Genomic DNA, 24,236 nt, shown 5'->3' with positions numbered 1-24,236 from the left:
AATGGTCGAGCTTTATGAGCAGACCGGCGGCAATGTCATTGCGGTTCAGGAATGCGATCCTGAGGAAGCGCATAAATACGGTATTGTCGGCAAGGGTGCTGCCATCGGCAACGGCTTTGAAATCAATAAGATGGTTGAAAAGCCAGCCAAAGGCACAGCACCTTCCAATCTTTATATCAATGGCCGTTATATTCTGCAGCCGGAAATCTTTGACCTGCTGGCCAAGCAGGAAAAGGGTGCTGGTAATGAAATCCAGCTCACCGATGCGATGCTGAAGCTCGCCGATGCGCAGAAGTTCTATGGCTTCGATTATCGTGGTTTGACTTTCGACTGCGGCTCAAAGTCTGGCTTCATCGAGGCCAACGTGGCTTTTGCCCTGTGGCGCAAGGATATCCGACCAACGGTCGAGGTTTCGATTGCCGATCTTCTCAAGACGATCAAGCCTGAATAGGCCAGAATAGGCCAGAATAGGCCAGAATAGGCTGAACCGAAATTCAGAACCAAACAAACCCCGCTTTCAGAAATGAAGGCGGGGTTTTTTGTATCGAATGGTCAATCAATGCGAGAGTTTATATCTGCGCATCACCGAAATACGCGGATAATACTTCTTTCGTGGGACCATCCATTTTCAGATGACCGTGCTCCAGCCAGAGAACGCGATTGCAATTTTTCATCAATAATTCTCTTGAGTGGCTCGCCAGAACCAGAATCTTGGTCGAACCCACCAGTTCGTGCATGCGTTTGTTCGCTCGCTCTTTGAAATCCTCATCCCCAGTTGATAGCCATTCGTCCATAATCAGAATTTCTGGACGCACGGAAGTCGAAGTTGCAAAGGCCAAACGCAACTGCATGCCTGAGGAATAAGTCCTGAAAGGCATATCGAGAAAATCACCTAAGCCAGAAAATTCAGCTATCGCATCGAATTTCTCGTCAATTTCCTTCGGAAGCATACCCATCATGGCAGAGCGAAGGCGAATATTCTCACGTCCAGTCGCGTCCGGATCAATGCCAAGTTGGATATTGATCAATGAAACGCAGGTTCCATCAATATAGGCAGTTCCTAGCGTCGGCGTGTAAATGCCCGAGAGAACACGCAACAATGTTGTCTTTCCCGAACCATTATGTCCGATCAGACCAATCCGATCGCCATCATTAAGGGTCATTGAGACCCCTTCAAGACCGCGTATTACGACCAGTCGATCAGTCTTCCGCTCAATTTTTCCGCCTGTCGCGATGCTCAGAACACGGTTCTTCAGGGATCGACTCGATGAGTTGTAAATTGGAAACTCAACGCTCACGTTATCTAGCTTAATTAAACTCATATCATCACAACCAGTATGCTACACGCCAACGGTATTTTCCAAAAAATACCAACGCAACGGCCCAACCAAAAACTGCAAGCCCAATGGCTACAAACCAGCTAATGTTTTCAGGTGCATGACCAAAGAGTGGTGCTCTGACCAACTCGATGAAATGGTAAAATGGATTAAACTCGATAAAAGCCTTGGAAACATGGTCTGGCAGAACCTTCACCATCCACATAATTGGCGTTGCATAGAAGAGTATCTGTAGGACATTTGTTACCACTTGCGTCATGTCGCGGAATCTAGCGCATAAAATAGCAAGAATAAGCATGATCCAAGCCAGATTCAAACAAACGAGCAAAAATCCTGGAATCGATAGTAGAGCGTAGAAATTAATAGGGTGCCAAAGAATCAAAGCAAGAGCAGGGAATATTACGATATTGTGCAGGAATATTATAATATTTCTCCACAACGTACGCAGTATATGCGTAAATAGCGGCATTCTCACCTGAAGAATAATACCATCTGATCCACTGAAGGTGGTACAACCTTCTGACAGACAGCTTGTAATGAAACTCCACATGATTATACCAGCACATACGTGGGGCAGATATTCATGCATTTCAGATTGGAAAAGCGTTCCGAAAATCGCGCCTAACGCACCAATCAGAACAGCCATATTCAAAGTGAGCCAAAATGCTCCAACTCGTGAACGGCGATAACGCTGCGCAACATCCTGCCAGCCAAAAATCAAAGCCAAACGATACTTGGCAAAAGCCTCTATAATATCGTTCAGTGCGACTTTGACGCCTGTCTTCGGCTTTAGTCGATAAGCGACCAGCCCAGCGTTCTCATCAAAAGCTTCAACGCTCATAAAGACCCAATCCTAGTTGAACATCACGCAACCACCTGGCGCGGTATCGCATATAGTTCGTCAGCCTGACCGTGCGTAGTAATGGAAACGCTCGAAACGAGTCAACCATTTCCACGAAGCAAGTGAACTCTTAATGTGGCCAAACTCGGATTGTCATATTCTGGAGAAAGCGAATAGGAAGCTGTTTCACCCGCCAAAGGCAAATGCACTCAGAAAAAAGGGAACAATTTCATATCAGTTCCGTCATTGCTGTCTTTAACCTTTTGGATTTTTACTATCAGGACAATGATGTATTCAGTTTGCCTCTTGTGCTTGAAGCTTAACTGCCGGTTCCTCCGATTGCGGCTTGCTCAAATGCACTTCAAACGGCGCAATGAGTTTCTTGGGTTTGTCGCTTGGCATATCTGGCGTGAAAGATGGAAAGCCTGCACCAGCGGTCGGAACTTTCAGTGCCGCAGCATCGACAAGATCGTCGCCTGAACTTTCAACGAGCTCGACATCAGAGACGCTTCCATCCGGCGCTAGATAAAAACTGATCTTCGGTTTGAAAACGCCGTCCAGTTCAAGAGGGCGGAGTTCGCGCGACAGAAGGACCCCATAGCGTCGGAGGATACGGACGACAGCGCTTTGCCATTCAGCCTGATTGGTGATCTGATGCGCTTCCGCCTCTGATAATGTGGCTGACGCCGTAACACGAGGCCCTGTCTGTGCAACGGATGGCAACGTATAGGACGTCGCAGTCAACAAACAACCAAGCATCAGGATCAGGCGGAAGCCTGTTTGATTTTTCATTCTCATGATTCTCAATATTTGATCTTTTGTCATAAGCGGTAATCGTTTTTAGCCGCAGCGTGATCGGGAAAGACCCTATAACTATCCCTGCAATCCGAAAATCGCGTCAGCAATATTGGAGCAACTTGCTGTTTCAAGCTTATCGCCCACATATTCAGTCAAGAGAATGCCTACGTGATCGATACCCAGATCATTAAGCTGATCGGGTGTGCCGAAGCCATATTCCATATGCCCACGCCCAATGATCCCAACGACAAGCGCTTCTGGCTTTTCTTTGAGATATGCCGCGATGTTGCAGGCAAAGGCCCGATCCCAGGTTTGCTGCGCACGAACAAAGCGGTCAAACTCAGGTGCGTCGGCAGACTTTCCCTGCATGATCGGCGGCCCGCCATTGGTCAGACGCAAAAGATGTTCGCGATGCGCAAGGCTCGCAGGACGTGCCGGGGTCAGACCATCGCGATCTTCTTCCGCAATCGCTTCCCAGCCTTCTTTGCCCACACGGGTCACGAGATCGCGGCGACAATTAAGCGCCAGCATCTTGACGTTAAACTCGCGACAGAAGTGGAAAAGCGGCCAGTAAAGATTTGCATCAAAGCCCCAGACCTTGCCCCATTCAGCCTTCTCCAGAAACTGCTCGGCCTCAAGTTTGCCTGCCACCCATTCATCAAGCACTGGCTGAATTCTTCTTGGAAACATCTCAAAGCCAACGGCAAGCTCATCGCGAAGGGCAAGAAGAGACGCAGAAACATTCAACTGCCAGCGATGAATATCGTGCCGATCATGCTGTTCGCCCAAGAGGACCACGCGCTTCTTGGCCATTTCATGCATGACCGATTGATGCGTGCGAACTTCCGCCGATTTTGGATCAACCCATTGTCCGGCTTGCAATGCTAAACGCTCCGAGCTCATCGAAACGCATCCTTTTTCCCCGACACAACGAGACCGGTTTGCTGACCTGTCTCGTTGAGAGCGTAAAAGCGATACTCATCCCCTTCTTCTATCTCATGCCACGAAGCGACGTGACCCGCTTTGAGATGCAGATGAAAGTCCGGTTTCATCACATTGATAAAGCCTCGAGACGGACGCACTGTCGGCATTTCGCCCGACCATTCCTGCTTGAAGGCTGGCAAATCGAGCGCAATGCGCACCTCTGCCTTATTGCGCTGAGCTGCCGCAAAAGGCTTCAAACCGGGTTCATCATCACCGACTTCCAGCGCTTCGCCGGCACCGCGATCTTTGTCTTTGGGTGGAAGAGCCGAGAACGCAAAGCCGTTCAGAGCCTGATCGAACGGCTCCGCACCATCAAAGCCGATCACGCTGCCGACCACACTCTCATCTTCAGCAAGAAGATCGATACGGGGATAGACCTTCTCCTGCATCACACTGCTACGATCAGCAATCAGCGAGGCAATTGCCGAAAGATCGATGCGCGAATGATGCTCGCTACCTGAGAAATAAATCCAGCCGTCACGAACCTCAACCTGCTCCACGACACCGATACGCTCATGTGTCGCGCCGCCACTTTTGGAGTTGATCATAAGCTTGCCCATTGAGGGCAGCGTCTTTAGAACATCAGCCGCATCGGCCAAAAGTTTCACGCGGATCGGTTGTTCGCTCATAATTTCCTCATACAGTTTGTGGGATAGGTGCTTGCTTGCGCGTTTGGGCCGCGCCAAACGCTTCAAGATCGATCACGCTGTCGATTGAAAGATTGCCCGGCTCCCGGTGAGCCAGAATAACGATGGTTGAATTGGGAAGCTCACGTCGCAGGAGATCGAGCACCTCGGCTTCAGAAGGCTTATCCAGCGCACTCGTCGCCTCATCGAGAAAGAGCCAGTCTGGCTTCATTAACAAGGCGCGAGCAAGGGCAAGCCTTTGCATCTCGCCGCCAGATAGCGTTCCCGGCGCAATCTGCTGCGTAGATGCTGCGGGAAGTGACAGGTTCGACAACCCGACCTTTTCCAAGGCTGTCGCAATTTCGGCCTGATCAAACTTCTCAGCAAAAAGCGGATAGGCTACGGCATCGTGGAGAGGTGCATTCGGCATATAGGGCTTTTGTGAGAGCACAAGCATTGTCGCGTCAGGGCGGTGGAGCGTGCCGCTCGCAAAATTCCACGCGCCGGCAATAAGCCGAAGCAATGTCGTCTTTCCCAACCCCGAACGACCTCGCAACCAGACAGTTTTACCGGGTTGGATATCGAGATCCGAAATTTTTAGCAGATCCTGTCCATCTGGCGTCTTCAATGCGACATCCCGTAACTGGAGCGATGAATGTGCAGGCTGTGCAACGGATAACTGTCCCTCACCACCAACAGTTTGAATCGCGTTTAAGAATCCAGACAGTCGGAAGACTGCCGATACGAGCTCAGCCAATGTTTTGTAGTTGAATATGAACCACGAGAGGTTGGTGGAAACATGCGAGAAGGCCTGCCCGAGCTGCATCAGCCCACCAAATGTTACCGTGCCTGCGAAATATGCCGGCAATCCAAGAAAGGTTGGAATTCGGAAAATGCTGTGACGATAGGGAAATGTGAACACGCCGAGCTGCACCTGACGGAAGACCAATCGGAGCCAGTTCTCACGGACAGCAGAAAATTTATCTGCCAGAATCTGCTTCTCACGGCTTTCGCCATTCATCACGGCAATGTCGCCAGCATGCTGCCGCACATGCGCCATAGCAAAGCGAAAGTCTGCTTCTTTCTTCTGTTGCTCAACGAATGTTGCTTTCAGGCGCCGTCCAAAGAAATGCGTCATAAATGATGAAATGAAAACATAGAGAAAGGCTGCCCAGAGCATGTAACGTGGAATGGCGATATCTATGCCGAAGACACTAAAGCTCAGCACATAAGTTGAGAGTCCCCACAGCACGGCAACATAAGAAAACAGGGCTATTATTGTGGTGATAAGCCCCATACCTTCCGTCAATATGTGCTTAACAAATAGCTCGCAATCCTCGGCGATACGCTGATCCGGATTATCAGGCTTCTGTCCATCTTTGCGGACCGCCAGATGCCAATAGGCTTTATTCGCCATCCAAGCAGAAATAACGGTCTCCGTAAGCTTCTCACGCCAGCGGATTTTCAATGTACCCTGAAGATATTCCCCACTAAGGCCAAGACACGTATTGATCAGGACGATGAGCCAGAAAACCCCGATTTGATTGATGGCATCTGAAACGTTGCGTTGCTCAAGAGCATTATAAAAATCTGCGGTCCATTTGATGAGCCAGAGACCGGTATAGATACCAACCAGTTCCAGAGCGAATATCAAAGCCAGAAGCAGCCAGCCGAGGATTTTCCCCTCGCCGGAATTGCAATATTTGAGCAGCTGCCAAAATTGTTTAAGCACAGTGAGCATAATCAACCGATACTGACATGAGAAAGCCGGAGCAGTTTTAAACGTGCCCCGGCATGTTGATCATCAATGGCGATCAGAAACGCATCGTGGCGCCAACCTTGAAGGTGCGGCCTGGCGCAACCTGCATCTCAAGCGGATTGACATTGGCCACCGAGGACGACTCCGGCGAATTGGCATAACCTGTCAGCGTATTTGGGAAATAGCGCTTGTCGAAGATGTTCTCGACGCCGAAATTCACATCAATATGCTTGGTTGGAGACCATTTCGCATAGGCATCAAACACCGTGTAGCTCGACGGTTTGAAGGCATCTTCGTCGGCACGGCGCTTCACACCGGATGCAAAAGTTCCAACAAACTCGGTTTCAAGGTTCCAGTCTGGAATGATGTAACGCAGGCCGAGAACGGTTGTGAGTGGCGACGCACCATCAAACGGCGTCTTCTCAGATCCGGCGTCCACGCGCTGATCGCCACGCATATAAGAAAGTGCCGCATTGGCGAAAACGTTGTTGTAGACCTCGTATTCGCCCCCGAACTCGATACCCCAGACCTTCACACTTTCCACGTTATCGGAGGTGTATTTATCTGCTTCCCCCGGAACGCGCTGCAAGCCACGGATAAAGTCCTTGTAGTCCGAATAGAATGTGGACGCGCTGAAATAGCCTCGATTAAATTCGCCACGCAGACCAGCTTCATAGCTACGCACAAATTCCGGCTTCAGGTTCGGGTTTGGAATGACCTCAACCATGCTCGTTGCGCCGATAGAGGTGGACGAAACAAAGAGCTGCTGAGCCGTTGGCATTTTAAAGCCCTCGCCATAGGAGGCGAATACCGAATAGGTGTCGTCGAGCTTATAAATTGCACCGAGACGCTTGATCAGACGGGTTTCATCCATCTTCTCCGGCTCAAACCCATCAAGCGAAACATAGCCATCATCCTTGGTCGGATCGAGGGAATAGGTTGCCAGTCGCAAGCCAGGTGTCAGCGTCAAACGTTCATCCAGCAGCTTGATCTCGTCCTGAACATAAAAGTCCGCACGAATTGTATCGACTTTCGGGAAATTGAAACCCTGCCGCGGCGTAACTGTGGTTACACCCGTGTTGAGATTGGTGGTGATATTATCACCAGCATAATTGCTCTTGGTGATATCGCCCGCAAAACCATAGCTGACTTTATGGCTGGTCTGACCAAGATCAAATGACGATGTCAGCTGAACGTCAGCCTGTAGAAAATCCTCGCTATAATTGCGGATCTGAATGCGCTTTTCACGTCGCGGCGTTGCCAGAAGCGAGTAATTGCGGATCTGAGTGCTGGTCGTATCGCGCTTCTGCGGTGAATAGGAAATGTTCCACTTCACCTCATCCAGCCAGGACGCGCCGACGGTCCAGCGGTGATCCAAAGCAAAGCGAGCGCGCTGCATTTTCAGCGAACGATCCCAGTTCTCGTTTTCATAATAAAAACTGTAATAGGCAGGTCGGCTTGCATAAAGCGGATTGGCAGCACCGGAATCATATTTCTGATCCACATCGGTATTCCGCTCAAACCACTCGCCCGTCAGCTTGAATTCATGATCGGCAGATGGATTCCACTGCAGTTTCATCAAGCCGTTATAAGCGTCGGTATCCATCGGAAATGCTTTGTTGCAAGGCCAGATAGACTCACGTGGACAACCCCAGCTCCCGCCATCGGCTCGTGCCTTACGCATATCCGGCTCGGACGAGCTCATATGCCCGAAACTGCCGAGAACCTTAAAGTCTCCGGCTTCGGCCGCACCGGTGATCTGTTTGCGGAACGATTTGTCGAAGCTGTCATAGCTGAACTTGGTTTCGACCGCCCATGGCTTGGTACCATCCAGAAGATCGTCGGCATCAAGCGTCCTGAAAAACACGACACCGCCCAATGCGTCGGCGCCCCATAGAACGGAGTTTGGTCCACGCGTGATCTCGACCGACTTCATATTGAACGGGTCAACAAAATCACGGCTACCATCGGTGATCCGTTCCTGAACACGAGCACCATCGACCAGAATTTGCACACGGTTGCCGCCAACACCGCGAATATTGAAACTGTTGAGCTGCCCAAAAGGATTGGTGAGCGATGTCTGACGATCAACGCTTACGCCCGGCTCATAACGAACCATATCCTGAATATCGCGCACCTGATGGCGGTCGAGCGTGTCACGATCAATCACACTGATGGACATTGGAACATCAAGCAGGTTTTTGGCCACGCGTTCCGCAGAAAGTGTGATTGTCTGCAGCCGTATCACTTCAGCGCTTTCGCCCTCGGTGTTCTGGCTCTGCTTTACAGCATTCTTTTCAGGCGCAGTCTGTGCATGAACTGGCATCGCAGCCAAAAGCGCAACAGAAGCGGAAAGAGCTTTCAACCAGCGATCGTTGATCGTGTTTCGGAAAATTGGAGTCCCCAGCATAATATCCCCGGAATAGGCGTTGCATGATCGCTGGCTTGCCTATTGGGACTTGCTGGCTAAAAGTTGAGTGAATCACTCAATATATTATTTACAAATTATTTCAACGATTTCGGAGCTGATGCTAACAAGAGTTGAAATTTTGAAGCTGTAGCAGAAGCAATTTTGCAACACATAAAACAGACAACAATAATATGTGGTGCTTATAAAATGAGCTGGGGAAATGGCTGGGGCGCCTGGATTCGAACCAGGGAATGCCGGTACCAAAAACCGGTGCCTTACCGCTTGGCTACGCCCCAACAAATCAGATCGAAATGATCGATTGCGCGGGCTTATAGCCGCTCCCCGCGTCAAGTGCAATCGCCTATTGACGAATTCTGGCAAGCTTTACAAGGGCTGGGGATAAAGAAACTCCACAGAGCATGCCAAGCGGCTCAAATCAACCAAGCACAGGGATTTGCCTTCGCATCCAAAGCTGGTAATCCGGTGACAGAGTCATTTTTAATTGGTTGTTGCAATGATCTTGCTGCTGATTTCCTTTCTTGCAAGCGCCATTCTTTGCGGCGTCGGCCTTTATGTTTTATCCGCGCTTCTGCCAGCAAGCTTTCTTGCGGCCAAATTTAATGCGCGCTCCAACCATAGCGTCGCCGCGCGGCAGATCGGCGGTCTTGCTCTCATACCTTCAATTATTGTCTCGCTTTTAATGTTCGGCACAGATCTCGGGCTGACTATTGATCTGGTCCTCAGTCTCAGCGGCGCCTCCTTATTGCTTTGGATTATTGGTGGACTGGATGATCGTTTCGAGCTTTCTGTTACGACACGCTTTGGCTCGCAATTCGTGGCCGCCTGTCTCGTCGCTTATGGGCTTGGCCCCGAATTCCGACTATTGCCTGAACTTTTACCCCACTGGATTGAGACCGCGCTGATCATCATCGCGCTGGTGGCCGCAATCAATGTCACAAATTTCATGGATGGTTTGGATTGCATGACCGTTGCAGGCATCGGCGTACCATTGGCAGGTATTGCGCTGCTGGCAACATTTCAGCTTGTTGGTGTAGAAAGCGGCACAATTGCCGCAATCACGGCAGGCGGACTTCTGGGATTTGCGTTTTACAACCGCCCGCCCGCAAGCATTTTTCTCGGCGATTCCGGTAGCTTCCCACTGGGACTTATTGCCGGAACCGCTCTTCTGCTTCTAGCGCGAGAGACGCATATAGCAGTCGCAGTTGTTTTGCCGCTTTATTACGTGCTTGATACCGGAACGACGATCATCTTACGTGGTCTGGCAGGTGAGAACATTCTGAAGGCGCATTCAAAACACGCCTATCAGGTTGCCAAACGAGCCGGATGGAGCGTATCAAAGGTGGTAAGTCACGTCGCATTGCTCAATATCATTCTGATTGCATGCGCCGCTGCGATTATGGTTTTCGACCATACGCTTTCGCAGATCGTATTTCTACTGGTTGCTATTGTGGCTGTGTTATTGCTGCTGCTCGATTTTCGTGGCCGCTTCAGAAAGTTATGACGCCAAACAGAACCGTGCGGACCGCGTTGACATCTTCGGTCTCCATCGCAGCCCGAAGAGTATCAAGGCTTTTAGAGACATCCACAGCTACCTTCTGGCCCTTTGGTGCACGCATGATCTTAGGGTGGCGCGTCGTTTGTGCATGAGAAGGATCGTAGAAAAGTTCTTCATACATCTTCTCACCTTCGCGAATACCCGTCACCTCAATCGCAATATCCCCATCGGGGTTGTCTGCGTTTCGCACTGTCAGCCCGGCGAGCAGGATCATGTTCTCAGCCAGATCACGCACCTTGACCGGATCGCCCATCTCAAGAAGCACCGTATCACCGGATTTGGCAATCGCACCTGACTGTATGATCAGCTCAGCCGCTTCCTTGATCGACATGAAATAACGCGTCATGTCTTCATGTGTGAGCGTCACCGGCCCACCATTGGCGATCTGTTCGCGGAAAAGCGGAACCACCGAACCGTTGGAACCCAGAACATTACCGAAGCGTACCGAATAGAATGACTTATGATGGCCTGCCTTTTCGGCCAGCGTGCCATAATAATAAACGACCAACTCCGCCCAACGCTTGGTAGCGCCCATGACATTTGTTGGTCTCACGGCCTTGTCGGACGATATCAGCACCATGCGTTCGACATCAGTCTCAAACGCTGCGGCAGCCACGTTCAGCGTACCGAACACGTTGTTATGGATACCGACAAGCGGGTTCTGTTCGACAAGCGGCACATGCTTATAAGCCGCGCAATGATAGACAGTATCAACAGTGTGGGCACGGATAGCTTTTTCAACACATTGCTGATTGGCCACCGTGCCAAGCACCGGAACGACATCGCATTGCGCGATCTGCCGCAATTCTCGCTCAATCTGATAAAGTGCAAATTCGCTCGATTCAAACAGCACGATGCAGCTTGGGTTCCACTGCGCAATCGTCCGGCAGAGCTGGCTGCCAATCGACCCGCCAGCGCCCGTAACCATAATGCGTCGCCCTTCAACAACCTCGCGCAGAAGATCGACATCAGGCGGCACTGGCGAACGACCAAGCAGATCGTCGATTTCGATATTGCGCAGAGCACTGACAAGATATTTGCCAGCCGTCAGATCGGCAATAGGCGGCAGAATGCGGGTGCTAACTGGAAGGCGCCCGAGCAGACGCGCAAGTTCCTGTCGTTGTTTCTGATCGATTTCCGGTTCGGATATAACGACCTGACGAATTCCGAAATTTTCGATCAGACTCGGGATGCGTTCAATGTCATAAACCCGGAGACCAATGATATCCATGCCGCTGAGCTGACCCGTGGGATCAACGAAGCCAATGACATGCGTATCGCTATGGCTTCTGAGTGCGGTTGCCAGCTGACGGCCGGGTTCGCCTACACCAATAATAAGAGCAGTGCTTGTATAAGCCCTGCTGGCTTCAGCACTCCGCAGCAGCCATTTTGCACCAAAACGGCTCGCCGAAATGAGCACCGTACTTAAAAGCCAGTAGAGAAGCGGAACAGAACGCGGCAAACCAGCCCCGCCATATGATTCCATAAGGAAAACCAGCGCCACCCAGAAGAGCGCTGCAATGGCTGTAGCCTGAAAGATCGGCCAGATAGCCCGCTCAGCCAGATAACGAATAATTGCCCGATAAAGACCAAAACGAATAAAGACAGGGATCGCAAGAGCGGGGGCAATAGCGATCAGGAAAATCTGCGTCTGCGTCGGGACAAAAACAAAACCAAGTCGCATGACAAAGGCGAGATAGGCGCTGAGCAACAACAACAGGCAGTCACTAAGCAGCAGTATGATCTGCTTACCGATACGCGGCAATAAAGCCAGTCTCCGCCATGGATATCTGAAACTCATACGAACATATCCTGCTCCCTCAAGGCGAAAATGCGAATAATCGCAGTTGAGGATTCGGCTAAACCTAACTCTTTTTAATCAGTGAAATCAGATATCTAACTCAGATATCCGGCCGCATAACCAGCTCAATTGTTGCACCGTTAACACGAGTCCCCTCACAGAGCCATATCAATTGAGATTGCACATCCTTACAAAGGCGACGTATATTACCCTAATTATATGTTGTTATTGGATTTTTCTTTAGTTCTCCATCTAATCTTCCAGTTATCCACCTCCTACTTTAGACCAATCAGAATTAGTGCTATGAACCTTCCGTAGCCATATAAACATTTCTTTATGTGGCACTGATAAGATGCAAATTTCCACCTGCAAACAGCTTTCCGACGGAAAACTCTGGGTTCATCCCGATTGCGGCCTGAAAACCCGCAAATGAGATGAAGTACTACCTGCTCTCGTCAACGTGGTCGCAGCAGTGAAAGCGCTACGCGCCGAACAAGCCCAACCCGAAAAGCTCATATCGGATGACATATCGCAATTCTGGCCGCAATTCTGGCCACAATTCTGGCATGAGTTATCCGCCATTTACGAGAGCTAGAATTAGCTGCTCGACATTGCCTCCTGATCCCATTTCGACCCGATCGAAGTCACGACCTTGCTGGCGCTGGACATTGACCAGATCGGTGATGCGATTGATCAGCTCCCGACGCATTTTCTGGCACTTCGGATCATTGGGTATCGAAAGCCCGACCGTCGTGCGGACGATTTCGCGCGTCATGTCCTTGGCCGTGTCACCATGAACAAGCTCGTGCTTGTAGATGCCATTATAGAACCGTTCCCAGTTTTCTTTTGCTGGTGAGGTAAGCTTCTGTGAAGGCTTCGGCAGCGTATAGGTGATTTTCAGCTTGGGCCTGGCCGAAACAATTGTGCAACCATTATTGGAATTGTCGAACTTGCGGTCCCAGGTCAGCACAAAGGTCGTGTGCGCGATCACGCGGGATTTGCCCGCTTTAGGGCCACGCTCGCCGATGGATTCATAAAGTTCTGGACCGGTACGACCACTGATCGCGTAGGGTTTAATGACTTCGACGGCTTTCCAATCATCCTCTGCAACGGCCTGCCCCGAAAACAGGACTCCAAAAACAACACTCAACACAGCTATGCGCACGATAACTCCAGCCCCAAAAGCAGTAATGCGCGAAGGCTACAATATCATTGCCATAGACAGAAGCGCTTTCACCGCCCCTCGCTATTTGAACTGGAAATCGGAATTAAATTTCTTGATAGTCAATTTTTTGAGCAATATTGACTAAATATTCAAATTTTCGTAGCTATGAAGGTATGAACAAAAGCCACCCAATAGACCTCGGCGTAAAAACCCGCCTCGCGGCCGACGAGGCAAGTGAATTCCTCAAAACAATCGCCAACAACCACCGGCTCATGATCCTCTGCCGGTTGCATGGTGGTGAGAAATCGGTGGGACAGCTTGCCGAACTGATCGGCTTGCGTGCCTCCACTGTCTCTCAACATCTGGCATTGTTGCGACGTGATGGCATCATCGCCGGGCGCCGCGACGGGCAGACCATCTGGTATCGCGTTGAAAGTGATATAGCGCGTCAGGTGATGGCGGTGATTTGCACACATTTCCAGGTGCCGGTCGGCTAAACCGGCACCTGGCACGATTATCAAGGCAACTTTGAAGAAATGCGGACATGACCGACCAGACAATCGCCAGACGCAATATTTTCGTGCTGACCGCAGCACAGGCACTGGGCGCGGCAAGTCCGCCCATCATTATTTCACTGGGCGGCCTGGTCGGCCAGCAACTTTCTTCCGATCCGGCGCTGGTCACTCTGCCCGTCAGCCTTTTCAATCTCGGATTGGCCCTTGGAACCCTGCCTGCGGCTTTCATCATGCGGTCCTTCGGACGTCGTAATGGCTATCTGCTAGGCGCTTGTTTTGGCATGTCGGCCGGTCTGGTAGCCGCTTTCGGCATTTTCTCGTCTTCCTTTATCGTCTTCTGCATCGGCACGTTCCTGGCAGGCTTTTATGCCGCTTACGTGCAGAGCTATCGCTTTGCTGCGACCGATGCGGCATCAGGACCGCTCAGGGCGCGCGCCATTTCCTGGGTTATGGTCGGCGGGCTGATTGCAGCTATCATTGGTCCGCAGCTTGTCATCTGGACGCGTGATGCCCTGCCCAATACGCCCTATGCGGGCAGCTTTCTCAGCCAGGCGGCTCTCGCCCTGATGGCAATCCCGGTATTGATGCTTTTGCGCTCACCTAAGACCGCAAAATCCGCCGACGTCGGGAGCAATGGACGTCCGCTGAAAGAAATATTGCTCAACCCCCGTTATATGTTGGCGGTGGCTTCCGGCGTTGTCTCCTATGGCCTGATGACATTTGTGATGACCGCAGCCCCAATTGCGATGGTTGGCCATGGCCACTCCGTTAGCCACGCAGCGCTAGGCATTCAGTGGCATGTGCTGGCCATGTTCGGACCAAGCTTCTTTACCGGTGTGCTCATCACCCGTTTCGGGAAAGAGCGTGTCACCGCTGTCGGCCTCCTGATCATTGCGCTGTCAGCAATCGTCGCTTTGTCCGGCCTCGACCTGACCCATTTCTGGATTTCACTGATTCTTCTTGGCATTGGCTGGAATTTTGGCTTTATTGGTGCGACCGCCATGGTTGCCGAATGCCATACGCCAGAAGAACGTGGCAAGGCGCAGGGTGCAAACGACTTTCTCGTCTTCGGCACGGTCGCCTGCGCATCCTTCTTTGCCGGTTCGCTGCTGCATTCATCCGGCTGGGAGACGATCAACTGGCTGATCTTCCCGACTGTTGCGCTCATCCTTGTGCCACTGGTCTGGCAATCTGCGAGAAAACAGAGAGCAAAAGTCGCAGCATAACAAAAAGCCCGCCTCGGTTTCCCGAGGCGGGCTTTTTCAAACCGTATCGCCGGTCTTACTTTTCGATGGTGCGGTTCCAGCGGCTGTTGAGCTGCTGGCGACCTTCATTGACGGCATCCCAATCGAGCGTATTGGCTGTTTTCATGTAACCGTTGAAAGCGTCGAGCTTGGCCTGCGCATCGGGCGTACCGGCCTTTGCCTTCTGGTTCGACGGAATGAGGTTGCCATGGTCGAGCGCCTTGCTCTGTGCATCGGCGGAAAGCAGATAGTGAGCAAGCTTCTGGCTCAGTTCCGGTTCGTTATTGCCTGCAAGCACGCATTCGGTCACGGCCAGAATAACGGAACCTTCCTTCGGCTGTGCATATTCAACGGGAATACCCTTTGCTTTCAGGTTGTTGACGCCCGTCGGTGTCAGCGGGAAGATCGCTGCCTCGCCGGTCTGCACCATTTCCGAAATCTTGGCCGATGATGGAATGTATTCCAGAACGTTCTTGCCGATTGTGTCCGGGAATTTTTCGAAGCCCGGCTCGAGGTTCTTTTCATCACCGCCCTGAATGCGGTTGAACATCAGGAAGGCATGGAGGCCGAAAGTCGAAGCGGAAGCCGACTGGAACACGACGGCGTTCGCATATTTTTCGTCGGCAAAGTCCATCCACGAGGTCGGTGCTGCCCAGCCCTTTTCGTCGAAAAGCTTCTTGTTATAGGCAATGCCGGTCATGCCCATATCGATGCCGATGGCCATGTCGTCCTTGAGACGCGCGGCAGGCTGAATGTCAGCCAGAACCGGATCATCCGAAATCTTCTGGCACAGGCCGGAACTAATCGCGCGCACCATGACGCCATCGTCGAGCAACATGACATGCATCTGCGGGTTGTCTTTCTGCGCGGTTGCCTTGGCGAGAATATCCGCCGAAGTGCCCGGCACGACAACGACCTTCACGTCATTGGCCTTTTCGAATTCCGGCAGAACGTGCTCGGTATAGGCCTTCTCCATATTGCCGCCATTCATGCCGATATAGAGCGTCTTGGTTTCAGCCGATGCGGCGGAAGCAAAGGCGACCGACAGGCCGAGCGCCAACAGGGCGGACTTGATGATGGCCTCGTTAGTGAATTGAGTTTTCATGCTACTCCCCTTTGTGGTTTGAGTTTTTATCGAACCGGTCGATGCGGAATGCATCGATCGGTGTTTCCGTCTCGCCTTTAACGGCGAGATCGCAAAGAACGGCGCCCACAGCCGGGCCGGTCTGAAAACCGGCGCCGCAAAATCCGAAGGCGTGAAAGAGATTTTTGACCCGGCTGCTTGGCCCGATCACCGGATTGTCGTCCGGCATTTCCGATTCAGTGCCAGACCAGAAACGGATAACCTGGGCGTTTTTCAGATGCGGGAAAAGTTCGATGGCGCGCAGCATCACCGATGAAGCCGCATTGACCGAAGGCCGCGAAAAATCCGGGTTCTCAAGCGGCGTGCCGCGTCCGCCACCCATGACATAATTGCCGCGCGTGACCTGACGGCCGTAGAAGCCGCCACCCTCTTCGCCAAGGCTCATCGGCAGGCGAAACGGCATTGGCTCGGTTACAACCATCGACGGATAGATGCGCTGGAGCGGCACCGGCTCGCCAAATGAAGCCGCAAACTGATCCGACCATGCACCGGCGCAATTGAACAGGAGACGTGAGCGCATTTCGATGCCGTTTCCCGCCAGAATGGCAAAACCATCGCCGGTTTCACGCGCTTCGATGACCGGGGTGTTTTCCAGCACCGTGGCCCCAGCTACCAGTGCGGCGCGGGCAAAGGCAGGCGCGACCAGACGCGGATTAGCGTGGCCATCTTCCGCGCAAAGCGAAGCGCCCGCGACGTTGCCCGGAAGCCATGGGAAACGCTCTCGCACGGCATTGCCGCCGATCAACTCGACATCGAGCCCAAGCGGCTGCACTGTAGCCGCATAGGCTTCAAGCTTCGCAAAATGCGCTTCCGTGCGGGCAAGCTTCAAATGGCCGCTGCGGATATATTCGCCATCGATGCCGATAAGTTCCGGCAGACGCGCCCACAATGCGTGCGAACGCTGTGCGAGCGGCAGCTGTTCCGGCGCCCGACCCTGCCTGCGAACGCCACCGTAATTCACGCCGCTTGCCTGCGCCCCGCAAAAGCCCTTGTCGAGCAGAATGACCGACAACCCGGCCTGACGCATGAAAAGCGCCGCCGAACCGCCAACAATCCCGCCTCCAATAATGACCACATCAGCCTGAAGATGCTTTGTCATGGCGACACCTCCTGCTCAGGCTTTGCGCCAAAGCCAAGCGGGATCGGCTTGACCGGTGCCTGGGCGCGGATGCGGCCCGCTTCTTCGGGCGCCTTGTCCTGCATCGACGCCAGAAGTTCTGCGGCGGCAGCGGTACACATGCGCCCCTGACAACGCCCCATCCCCACACGGGTAAGCGCTTTTAGCCGGTTGATCTCGTGCACATCACCCTTGCCGATAACCGCCTTGGCATCACGCACCGCGATTTCTTCGCAACGGCAAAGCGTGACATCGCCTGCGATTGTATCGAACCAGTCGCGCGGGAACGGGAAAGCTTTTTCGACGATCAGGCGCTCGCGATAGATATGATCGAGCTTTGCGAGAAGGCCGCGTTCCGTACCTTCGTCAAACGGCAGACTCCTATCGCGCAGCAAGGCCATCGCGGCCAATGACCCACGAATTTCAGCAGCATCCGCACCCGCGATGCCCGCGCCATCACCCGCCACGTAAACACCTTCGCGGCTTGAACGGCCGAGCGTGTCGGCAGCGGGAAGCCATGCACGGTCACGTTCTTCAAAGCGGAATTCGCAACCGGCGAGATCAGCAAGCTGGGTTTCGGGACGCAGCGCAAAACCATAGGCCAGCGCATCGCATTCAACCTCGCGAACACGCTTGCCCGTGCGATAGCGAATGGCTTCGACATGGCCTTCGCCCAGAACTTCACTTGGTCGCACATTATGATGGATCGGCACGCCACCAAGCTTGAGACGCAGGCCATAATAGGCGCCGAGAGCGACAATGCGCGGTGCATAAAGCGCGAGATGTGCCAGATGAAACTTTGAAGCGAAGGGCGCTGTGTCGAGCACGGCTGCAACCTTCGCACCGGCATGATGATATTGCCAGGCGACCAGATAAAGCAGCGGCCCCGAACCCATGAACACCACGCGTTCGCCGATTGTGCAGCCCTGCGCCTTGAGTGCGGTCTGTGATGCACCAAGCGTATAGACGCCGGGCTTGGTCCAGCCTTTGAACGGCAGAACCCGATCAGTCGCACCCGTCGCCAGAATGAGATGGCTGTAAGGCAGCTGGCTATGCACACCTTTGGTCAGGAGATCGAGACGATCACCTTCACCGCGCGTGATATTCCAGACCAGCGTTTCCGGACGATAGTCAATTACGCTACGCAACGCGTCAAAGGTTTTGTGCAGCGCTTCGGCCTTATGCGCTTCCGACCCGTAACGGCTGCGATAGCTGCGTCCGTCATCGAGCGGCGGGCGACGATAGATCTGACCACCGGAACGAAAACCTTCATCGAGCACGATAGGCTTGAGACCCGCCTTGACCAGCGTTTCGGCGGCGCGAATGCCCGCAGGACCAGCGCCCACAATAACCGGATTGGGAACCGCACTCATATCGCGGGCTCCGTCACAAAGGCCATGCCGTCTTCCAGAAGCGTGGTGCAGGCACGAAGCTTGTGGCCCTTAGCCGTCATGACGTGGCAATCCTGACACGCGCCGATCAGGCAGAAGCCCGCACGCGGTTCGCCGGTAAATTCGGTATGACGCAGCTTTCCCTGCACGGAGAGAATGGCAGTCAGCACCGTGTCGCCACGGCGTCCCTCAAAGGAAACGCCGTCAAGCGAGAAGCTGATCGGCTGCTCAGTCAGCCGATACCGTCTGCGGAACTGAGCCGCCGAAGGGGAAACCGGGATCGTCATGGTCTGCCTGCTCAACCCTTGCCCACCAGCAGCCGGTCGAGGCCGAACATGCGATCGATGATAATCATGGTCACGGTGGCAACGAGGATCATCAGGGCCGAAACCGCTGCCATCATCGGGTCGATGGATTCGCTGGCATACATATACATACGGACCGGCAGCGTGACTGTGGACGGCGAGGTGACGAAGATCGACATGGTGAGTTCATCGAACGAATTGATGAAGGCAAGTAGCCAGCCGCCCGACAGACCCGGCACAAGCAATGGCAAGGTGACGCGGCGGAACACGGTCCATTCGCCTGCGCCGAGTGTGCGCGCCGCATTTTCCGCATTGCGATCCATGCTGCCAAGCGAAGCAAGGATAAGGCGCAGCGCATAGGGCGTGACGACAATCGAATGTGCCGCAACCAGCCAGACGAAGGAGCCGGTAAAGCCCATCAGCGAGAACAGACGCAGGAACGCCACACCCAACACCAGATGCGGGATGATGAGCGGCGACAGGAAAAGCGCGTTCAGCGCATCGCGACCACGGAAATTATACTGAGCAATCGCGAGCCCCGATGGCACGGCCAGGAGCGTCGAAATGGATGCCGAGAAGAAGGCGAGCTGCACGCTGTTATAGAACGAAGTCATGAAGTCGTTGTGCGCAAACACGGCAGCGAACCAGCGCAGTGAAAGGCCGTTCCACGGCATTGTCAGCGTGTTTTCCGGCGTGAAGGCCACCAGACACACCACAACCATCGGCGCCAGCATGAAGATGACGATCAGCGTGTGGAAGAAAAGAGCGAAAGGACCGTTCTTTGTCATGGCGGTTACCCCAGCTTCTTTCTCGCTTGCCCTTCGAGCATGCGATTATAGGCAATCATGATCACGAGATTGGCGACCAGAACGATGATGGCGATGGCAGCACCCAGCGGCCAGTTCAGCTCGATCAGGAACTCGTCATAGACAACCGTTGCCGCCATCTTGAGACGACGCCCGCCGAGCAGGCCCGGAATGGCAAAGGAGCTGGCCGAAAGCGCAAACACGATGAGGCTGCCCGACAGGATGCCAAGCACTGCCTGCGGAAACACCACACGGCGAAGTGCTGTCAGGCGCGATGCGCCGAGCGTCAGCGCTGCGGCCTCGACTGTCGGATCGAGCTTTTGCAGCACGGTCCAGACCGGGATCACCATGAATGGCAGCATGATATGCACCAGACCGATGACGATGGCTGTTTCGCTGTAGAGGATTTGCGTCGTCGGCAGGCCCACCATGTCGAGCGCGCTGTTCACGAGGCCATTGCGGCCCAGCAACATGCTCCAGCCGAATGTGCGAACCACGACCGAAACCAAAAGTGGGCCGATGATGACCAGCAGGAAGATCGAACGCCATGGCTTGCGCATATTGGAAAGAATATAGGCCTCGGGCACACCGATCAGCACCGTGACAACGGTTGTGATCAGTGCCAGCTTGAGCGTGCGCCAGAAGATCGAGAGGTAATAGGGGTCTTTGAGAACCTGCGTATAATTGGCAAGCGTGTAGACGTTCTCGATGCCCTTGTCATAGCTGTAGCTGTTGAATGAAAGCAGCACAGTGAGACCGAGCGGCAGCAGCACCAGCGCGAAGAACAGAAGCGTCGACGGCCCGACCAGAAAAAGCGGCGTCAGATCGCGCTGCCCTTTGGGTGCGGAGGATGTATCCTGTGAGGTGACGACCGACATGTTCAGTTCACCCCTGCGGTGAGGATACGGCAATCCTCATGGTTCCAGCTGAGGCCGACCGATGTGCCTTCCGATGGCGGCGGATTGCCAAGATTGGGCAGTGCCACCGAAAGCTGGCCCGCAGGTGTTGTTACGCCGAGCAGCCACTGCGCACCCATGAAGTAGCGCGTCGTCACTTCACCGGCGACATGCCCCTCACCCGCCGCAACGAGCTGCACCTTTTCAGGACGGATGAAGACGGAAAGCTCGCCGGAAACCTGTCTGCCATTTGCAGGGAAGCGGATTGCCGTTTCGGCCAGCGCGATCATATCGCCTTCGGCGCGTGCCTTGAGAAAGTTCGACTTGCCGACGAAGTTGGAAATGAAGTGGTTGTGCGGATGCTCATAGAGCTTGTAGGGCGCATCGACCTGCGTGATGACGCCCTTTTCCATAACCACGATGCGATCGCTGATCGAAAGCGCTTCGGCCTGATCATGCGTCACCATGATGGTGGTAATGCCGACAGTACGCTGGATGCGACGCAGCTCGAACTGCATTTCTTCACGGAGCTGCGCATCGAGATTGGACAGCGGCTCATCGAGCAGCAAGACCGGCGGATTGATGACCAGCGCACGGGCAATGGCCACACGCTGGCGCTGACCGCCCGACATTTCACGCGGATAACGATCGGCAAGTGCGCTGAGATGCACAAGTTCCAGCACGTCGCGAACGTGCTTTTCGCGCTCTGCCTTTGGAATACTGCGCATTTCGAGACCGAAGCTCACATTCTGCGTGACCGTCATATGCGGGAAGAGTGCATAGCTCTGGAACACGACGCCCAGTTCGCGCTTGGCCGGAGCAAGGCGCGTGATCTCGCGCCCGTCTAGCGTGATGGAACCTGCCGTCGGCGTCACCAGCCCGGCGATCATCTGCAAGGTCGTGGTCTTGCCGCAGCCGGAAGGACCGAGAAGCGAAATGAACTCGCCCTTTTCAATCGCCAGGTTGAAATTGTCCACGGCCGCGAACTTGCCATAGTGGCGGGAAATTCCGGAAAGGGTCAAAAAGCTCATTGCATCTCCCTCTCGGCCCAATCTCCTCCTGAATGACGGGGAGCAGAAACGCCGTGATATTGTCTCACGTCGCCTCTTCATCGGGCTGGCTGGCGGGAGCGGCTTGATCGCGCATTTTCTGCGCTGACCGGACCTTGGGTCTTTTGAACGCATGACCATCCAGCCGCTAACGCAGCCGCAGCGTTCCCCATTGCGTCAAGTTAAAACCGCCGACCCGCTTACAGCATTGGTTGCAATACCTTGCCGGACCTTCCCATTGGCGACGGCTCCAGTTGGCGGAAAATCCCGCAGGAATGCAAATTATAATTTCCAAATCTGGAAAAAATTATATACTTCTTTCAAAATACAGAATTTGGAAGCAATCCTATGGATGATATATCTGATAATCCGAAATCCGGCGCCGCACTTAACTCAAGTCTGGTGAAGGCAATCCATATTTTGAAAGGTCTGGCATCCAGCACCGAGGATGGCGTGCGGCTGATCGATCTGGCGCGGGACCTCGAACTCAGCCAGCCATCGACCCATCGCCTGCTGAAGACGCTGATTGCCGAGGATCTTGTCGAGCAGCTTCCCGACAAGAAAGCCTATCGCCTGTCGCTGGACTTTTTCGCTATGGCCGCCCGGGCCCGTCAGCGCGATGGCATTCTAAGCCTCGCACGTCCGTCCCTTCTGCGGCTTTCAACGACATTCAACGATACCGTTTTCTTGCTGGTGCGCAGCAATTTCGATGCGGTGTGCCTCGACCGTGTGGAAGGCCCGTTTCCGATCCGCTCCTTTACCGGCGATATTGGCGGCAAGGTGCCACTCGGTATCGGTCAGGGCAGCCTCGCCATCCTCTCCTTCCTGCCGGAAGAAGAGCGCGAGGCGATCATCCGTTTCAACATGCCGCGCATTCTCGACAAGGCCACTGTCGATGAAGTGGATTTGCGTATCATGATCGAGGATGTGCGCCGCACGGGTGCCGCCACCTATAATTTCAACATGATCGACGGCATGTCGGGACTGGGTGTTCCAGTGCTCAATCGCAGTGGCGAAGCGGTCGCAGCACTCAGTATCGGCACGCTGGCATCACGATTAACAGAAAAACGTCAGCATACGATCACCGAACTTCTGCGCAAGGAAGCCGCCATTATTACCGAGAAACTCAACCCTTTCGATCCCACTCTGCGCCACCCAAACCAGGCGCTTATGAAATAATCGAAAGCTTTAACAGGTTTCTGCGCAATACCCTTACCTTGTCCACAATAGCCCCCGAAATTGGAGATTGACTTGCACCTAGCGCCGTCGTTTGATCGGGCAAGTGTGGGGGATCTGTAAACAAGGGCGAAAAGCCCGAAACAGAAATTCCATCTCTTTATTGATGTAAAAATGGAGTTCTGTTGTGTTCAAGTTCACCAGACGGGGAATGTTTCATCTTGCTCTCGCTCTCGCCGCATCGACGGCGATGGGCACGTTTGCCACCACGGCGGCACAGGCTCAGGACAAGATCCTGCTCATCATCAATGGCGCGCTCGGCGACAAGTCGTTCTTCGACAGCGCTGCCAAGGGCATGAAGATGATTAAGGACAAGTATGGCGATGATGTAGAGACCAAGATTCTCGAAATTGGCGACGATCCGACCAAATGGGAACCGGTATTCCTCGATGCGTCCGAGCAGGACTGGGACCTGATCATCGGCGGCACCTACCAGATGTCCGAAACCGTTGGCTCGGTCGCCCAGCAATATCCGGACAAGAAATATATCCTCTATGATGCGAGCGTGCCTTACGAAGAAGGCGGCTACGACAATGTCTATTCCATCCAGTACAAGCAGAACGAAGGTTCCTATCTTGGCGGCATGCTGGCGGCTTCACTCCTGAAGGAAGGCAAGCTCGGCGATACCGGCAAGAATCTCGGCTTCCTCGGCGGCATGGACATTCCGGTCATCAACGACTTCCTCGTCGGCTACATTGCCGGTGCGCAGTCGGTCATGCCTGATGCCAAGATCGCGATTTCCTATGCCGGTTCCTTCATGGATGCCGCAAAGGGCAAGGAACTCGGCCTCGCGCAGTATCGTTCGGGCGTGTCGCTCGGCTTCGTCGTCGCCTCGCAGACCGGCCTCGGCCAGCTTTCCGCTGCCAAGGAAACCGGCAAATATGTTCTGGGCGTCGATTCCGATCAGGAAGCGATCTTCAAGGACAGCGATCCGGCTATCGCCAAGCAGGTTGTCAGCTCCGTTCTGAAGAATGTCGATGTCAGCCTTCTGCAAGCCTATGAACGCTTCAAGGCAGGCGACCTGCCGTTCGGCAAGGCTGAAGCGCTCGGCCTCAAGGAAGGCGCTGTCGGCATCGTACAGGACGGCAACATGGCTTCCATGGCCACGCAGGAAATGAAGGATGCCATCAAGAAGGCTTCCGACGAGATTTCCGAAGGCAAGATCACGGTTCCGACCGCATTCGGCATGAGCACCGAGGATCTTAACGCGATCCGCAACAAGGTTCGTCCCTGATC

At 53.6% G+C, this 24,236-nt stretch carries 22 protein-coding genes and 1 tRNA gene; 6 read left to right on the top strand and 17 right to left on the bottom strand.

Features of this window, described 5'->3' with window-relative positions; all coding sequences use genetic code 11:
- The coding region (locus tag CEV33_RS05810) for a sugar phosphate nucleotidyltransferase (protein ID WP_268875800.1) at nucleotides 1-451 on the top strand (451 nt) is incomplete at its 5' end.
- A gap of 118 nt (nucleotides 452-569) precedes the next feature.
- Here the strand turns inward: CEV33_RS05810 and CEV33_RS05805 are convergent.
- The 8 genes from CEV33_RS05805 to CEV33_RS05770 all read right to left on the bottom strand — a co-directional run bounded on the left by CEV33_RS05805 (nucleotide 570) and on the right by CEV33_RS05770 (nucleotide 9,051).
- Nucleotides 570-1,322, bottom strand: a complete 753-nt coding sequence (locus CEV33_RS05805; protein WP_094539536.1) for an ABC transporter ATP-binding protein — start codon at nucleotides 1,320-1,322, stop codon at nucleotides 570-572.
- A gap of 4 nt (nucleotides 1,323-1,326) precedes the next feature.
- Nucleotides 1,327-2,178: an ABC transporter permease gene (locus CEV33_RS05800; protein WP_094539535.1), complete on the bottom strand. Its 852-nt coding sequence runs from the start codon at nucleotides 2,176-2,178 to the stop codon at nucleotides 1,327-1,329.
- 294 nt (nucleotides 2,179-2,472) lie between these two features.
- Nucleotides 2,473-2,970, bottom strand: a complete 498-nt coding sequence (locus CEV33_RS05795) for an energy transducer TonB family protein (protein WP_094539534.1) — start codon at nucleotides 2,968-2,970, stop codon at nucleotides 2,473-2,475.
- 81 nt (nucleotides 2,971-3,051) lie between these two features.
- Nucleotides 3,052-3,879, bottom strand: a complete 828-nt coding sequence (locus CEV33_RS05790) for a ChaN family lipoprotein (protein WP_094539533.1) — start codon at nucleotides 3,877-3,879, stop codon at nucleotides 3,052-3,054.
- Nucleotides 3,876-4,589, bottom strand: coding sequence for a ChuX/HutX family heme-like substrate-binding protein (locus CEV33_RS05785; RefSeq protein ID WP_094539532.1), 714 nt, complete (start codon nucleotides 4,587-4,589; stop codon nucleotides 3,876-3,878). The genes CEV33_RS05790 and CEV33_RS05785 overlap by 4 nt, the downstream gene beginning before the upstream one ends.
- A 7-nt stretch (nucleotides 4,590-4,596) precedes the next feature.
- On the bottom strand, nucleotides 4,597-6,318 hold the full coding sequence (locus tag CEV33_RS05780) for an ABC transporter ATP-binding protein/permease (protein WP_167388130.1): 1,722 nt from the start codon (nucleotides 6,316-6,318) through the stop codon (nucleotides 4,597-4,599).
- A gap of 82 nt (nucleotides 6,319-6,400) precedes the next feature.
- Nucleotides 6,401-8,755 (bottom strand): TonB-dependent hemoglobin/transferrin/lactoferrin family receptor, encoded by a 2,355-nt coding sequence (locus CEV33_RS05775; protein WP_094539530.1) that lies wholly within the window; start codon nucleotides 8,753-8,755, stop codon nucleotides 6,401-6,403.
- A 221-nt stretch (nucleotides 8,756-8,976) separates the two neighbouring features.
- Nucleotides 8,977-9,051 (bottom strand) — tRNA-Gln (locus tag CEV33_RS05770).
- 218 nt (nucleotides 9,052-9,269) lie between these two features.
- Between CEV33_RS05770 and CEV33_RS05765 the strand changes: the two genes are divergently transcribed.
- A complete protein-coding gene (locus CEV33_RS05765) occupies nucleotides 9,270-10,277 on the top strand; it encodes an MraY family glycosyltransferase (RefSeq protein WP_094539554.1) in 1,008 nt (335 codons plus the stop codon).
- Here CEV33_RS05765 and CEV33_RS05760 read toward each other — a convergent pair.
- Nucleotides 10,264-12,132 carry a polysaccharide biosynthesis protein gene (locus tag CEV33_RS05760; RefSeq protein WP_094539529.1) on the bottom strand — a complete coding sequence of 623 codons (1,869 nt, stop codon included), beginning with the start codon at nucleotides 12,130-12,132 and terminating at the stop codon, nucleotides 10,264-10,266. The two genes, CEV33_RS05765 and CEV33_RS05760, sit on opposite strands and share 14 nt — an antisense overlap.
- 571 nt (nucleotides 12,133-12,703) lie before the next feature.
- Entirely contained in the window at nucleotides 12,704-13,297 is a 594-nt protein-coding gene (locus CEV33_RS05755; RefSeq protein WP_374817371.1) for a DUF922 domain-containing Zn-dependent protease, read from the bottom strand.
- A 173-nt stretch (nucleotides 13,298-13,470) separates the two neighbouring features.
- Between CEV33_RS05755 and CEV33_RS05750 the strand changes: the two genes are divergently transcribed.
- Both CEV33_RS05750 and CEV33_RS05745 read left to right on the top strand, forming a co-directional pair.
- Nucleotides 13,471-13,794: an ArsR/SmtB family transcription factor gene (locus CEV33_RS05750; RefSeq protein ID WP_094539527.1), complete on the top strand. Its 324-nt coding sequence runs from the start codon at nucleotides 13,471-13,473 to the stop codon at nucleotides 13,792-13,794.
- Nucleotides 13,795-13,841: 47 nt separating this feature from the next.
- Nucleotides 13,842-15,038, top strand: a complete 1,197-nt coding sequence (locus CEV33_RS05745; RefSeq protein ID WP_094539526.1) for an MFS transporter — start codon at nucleotides 13,842-13,844, stop codon at nucleotides 15,036-15,038.
- Nucleotides 15,039-15,093: 55 nt separating this feature from the next.
- Here CEV33_RS05745 and CEV33_RS05740 read toward each other — a convergent pair whose 3' ends face one another.
- From CEV33_RS05740 to CEV33_RS05710, 7 genes are read right to left on the bottom strand one after another with little or no spacing between them, the layout of a single operon-like run.
- Nucleotides 15,094-16,161, bottom strand: a complete 1,068-nt coding sequence (locus CEV33_RS05740) for an ABC transporter substrate-binding protein (protein WP_094539525.1) — start codon at nucleotides 16,159-16,161, stop codon at nucleotides 15,094-15,096.
- Between the two features lies 1 nt (nucleotide 16,162).
- A complete protein-coding gene (locus CEV33_RS05735; protein WP_094539524.1) occupies nucleotides 16,163-17,299 on the bottom strand; it encodes an NAD(P)/FAD-dependent oxidoreductase in 1,137 nt (378 codons plus the stop codon).
- On the bottom strand, nucleotides 17,296-18,690 hold the full coding sequence (locus tag CEV33_RS05730) for an FAD/NAD(P)-dependent oxidoreductase (protein WP_094539523.1): 1,395 nt from the start codon (nucleotides 18,688-18,690) through the stop codon (nucleotides 17,296-17,298). The genes CEV33_RS05735 and CEV33_RS05730 overlap by 4 nt, the downstream gene beginning before the upstream one ends.
- Nucleotides 18,687-18,995, bottom strand: coding sequence for a (2Fe-2S)-binding protein (locus tag CEV33_RS05725; protein WP_094539522.1), 309 nt, complete (start codon nucleotides 18,993-18,995; stop codon nucleotides 18,687-18,689). Before CEV33_RS05725 ends, CEV33_RS05730 begins: the two co-directional genes overlap by 4 nt.
- Before the next feature lie 11 nt (nucleotides 18,996-19,006).
- Nucleotides 19,007-19,801, bottom strand: a complete 795-nt coding sequence (locus tag CEV33_RS05720; RefSeq protein ID WP_010660556.1) for an ABC transporter permease — start codon at nucleotides 19,799-19,801, stop codon at nucleotides 19,007-19,009.
- 5 nt (nucleotides 19,802-19,806) lie between these two features.
- A complete protein-coding gene (locus CEV33_RS05715) occupies nucleotides 19,807-20,697 on the bottom strand; it encodes an ABC transporter permease (RefSeq protein WP_094539521.1) in 891 nt (296 codons plus the stop codon).
- 2 nt (nucleotides 20,698-20,699) lie between these two features.
- The gene (locus tag CEV33_RS05710) at nucleotides 20,700-21,746 is read right to left on the bottom strand and encodes an ABC transporter ATP-binding protein (protein ID WP_094539520.1); all 1,047 of its coding nucleotides are present in this window, start codon (nucleotides 21,744-21,746) and stop codon (nucleotides 20,700-20,702) included.
- A gap of 366 nt (nucleotides 21,747-22,112) precedes the next feature.
- Here CEV33_RS05710 and CEV33_RS05705 point away from each other — a divergent pair, with 366 nt between their 5' ends.
- Nucleotides 22,113-22,943, top strand: coding sequence for an IclR family transcriptional regulator (locus CEV33_RS05705; RefSeq protein ID WP_094539519.1), 831 nt, complete (start codon nucleotides 22,113-22,115; stop codon nucleotides 22,941-22,943).
- Between the two features lie 184 nt (nucleotides 22,944-23,127).
- The gene (locus tag CEV33_RS05700; RefSeq protein ID WP_094539518.1) at nucleotides 23,128-24,234 is read left to right on the top strand and encodes a BMP family ABC transporter substrate-binding protein; all 1,107 of its coding nucleotides are present in this window, start codon (nucleotides 23,128-23,130) and stop codon (nucleotides 24,232-24,234) included.
- Nucleotides 24,235-24,236: the final 2 nt, after the last annotated feature.

It is taken from the genome of Brucella grignonensis (assembly GCF_002252505.1).
Lineage (GTDB): Bacteria > Pseudomonadota > Alphaproteobacteria > Rhizobiales > Rhizobiaceae > Brucella > Brucella grignonensis.
Note: the sequence above shows the minus strand (reverse complement) of the source record. Positions and strands in the feature narration are given on the sequence as shown.

What these genes read in the sequence shown, in the direction of transcription:
- CEV33_RS05710 (WP_094539520.1), bottom strand. Translation starts at nt 21,746, where the DNA reads ATGAGCTTTTTGACCCTTTCCGGAATTTCCCGCCACTATGGCAAGTTC.
- CEV33_RS05740 (WP_094539525.1), bottom strand. Translation starts at nt 16,161, where the DNA reads ATGAAAACTCAATTCACTAACGAGGCCATCATCAAGTCCGCCCTGTTG.
- CEV33_RS05725 (WP_094539522.1), bottom strand. Translation starts at nt 18,995, where the DNA reads ATGACGATCCCGGTTTCCCCTTCGGCGGCTCAGTTCCGCAGACGGTAT.
- CEV33_RS05735 (WP_094539524.1), bottom strand. Translation starts at nt 17,299, where the DNA reads ATGACAAAGCATCTTCAGGCTGATGTGGTCATTATTGGAGGCGGGATT.
- CEV33_RS05715 (WP_094539521.1), bottom strand. Translation starts at nt 20,697, where the DNA reads ATGTCGGTCGTCACCTCACAGGATACATCCTCCGCACCCAAAGGGCAG.
- CEV33_RS05760 (WP_094539529.1), bottom strand. Translation starts at nt 12,132, where the DNA reads ATGAGTTTCAGATATCCATGGCGGAGACTGGCTTTATTGCCGCGTATC.
- CEV33_RS05775 (WP_094539530.1), bottom strand. Translation starts at nt 8,755, where the DNA reads ATGCTGGGGACTCCAATTTTCCGAAACACGATCAACGATCGCTGGTTG.
- CEV33_RS05720 (WP_010660556.1), bottom strand. Translation starts at nt 19,801, where the DNA reads ATGACAAAGAACGGTCCTTTCGCTCTTTTCTTCCACACGCTGATCGTC.
- CEV33_RS05730 (WP_094539523.1), bottom strand. Translation starts at nt 18,690, where the DNA reads ATGAGTGCGGTTCCCAATCCGGTTATTGTGGGCGCTGGTCCTGCGGGC.
- CEV33_RS05790 (WP_094539533.1), bottom strand. Translation starts at nt 3,879, where the DNA reads ATGAGCTCGGAGCGTTTAGCATTGCAAGCCGGACAATGGGTTGATCCA.
- CEV33_RS05805 (WP_094539536.1), bottom strand. Translation starts at nt 1,322, where the DNA reads ATGAGTTTAATTAAGCTAGATAACGTGAGCGTTGAGTTTCCAATTTAC.
- CEV33_RS05785 (WP_094539532.1), bottom strand. Translation starts at nt 4,589, where the DNA reads ATGAGCGAACAACCGATCCGCGTGAAACTTTTGGCCGATGCGGCTGAT.
- CEV33_RS05745 (WP_094539526.1), top strand. Translation starts at nt 13,842, where the DNA reads ATGACCGACCAGACAATCGCCAGACGCAATATTTTCGTGCTGACCGCA.
- CEV33_RS05765 (WP_094539554.1), top strand. Translation starts at nt 9,270, where the DNA reads ATGATCTTGCTGCTGATTTCCTTTCTTGCAAGCGCCATTCTTTGCGGC.
- CEV33_RS05800 (WP_094539535.1), bottom strand. Translation starts at nt 2,178, where the DNA reads ATGAGCGTTGAAGCTTTTGATGAGAACGCTGGGCTGGTCGCTTATCGA.
- CEV33_RS05705 (WP_094539519.1), top strand. Translation starts at nt 22,113, where the DNA reads ATGGATGATATATCTGATAATCCGAAATCCGGCGCCGCACTTAACTCA.
- CEV33_RS05750 (WP_094539527.1), top strand. Translation starts at nt 13,471, where the DNA reads ATGAACAAAAGCCACCCAATAGACCTCGGCGTAAAAACCCGCCTCGCG.
- CEV33_RS05795 (WP_094539534.1), bottom strand. Translation starts at nt 2,970, where the DNA reads ATGAAAAATCAAACAGGCTTCCGCCTGATCCTGATGCTTGGTTGTTTG.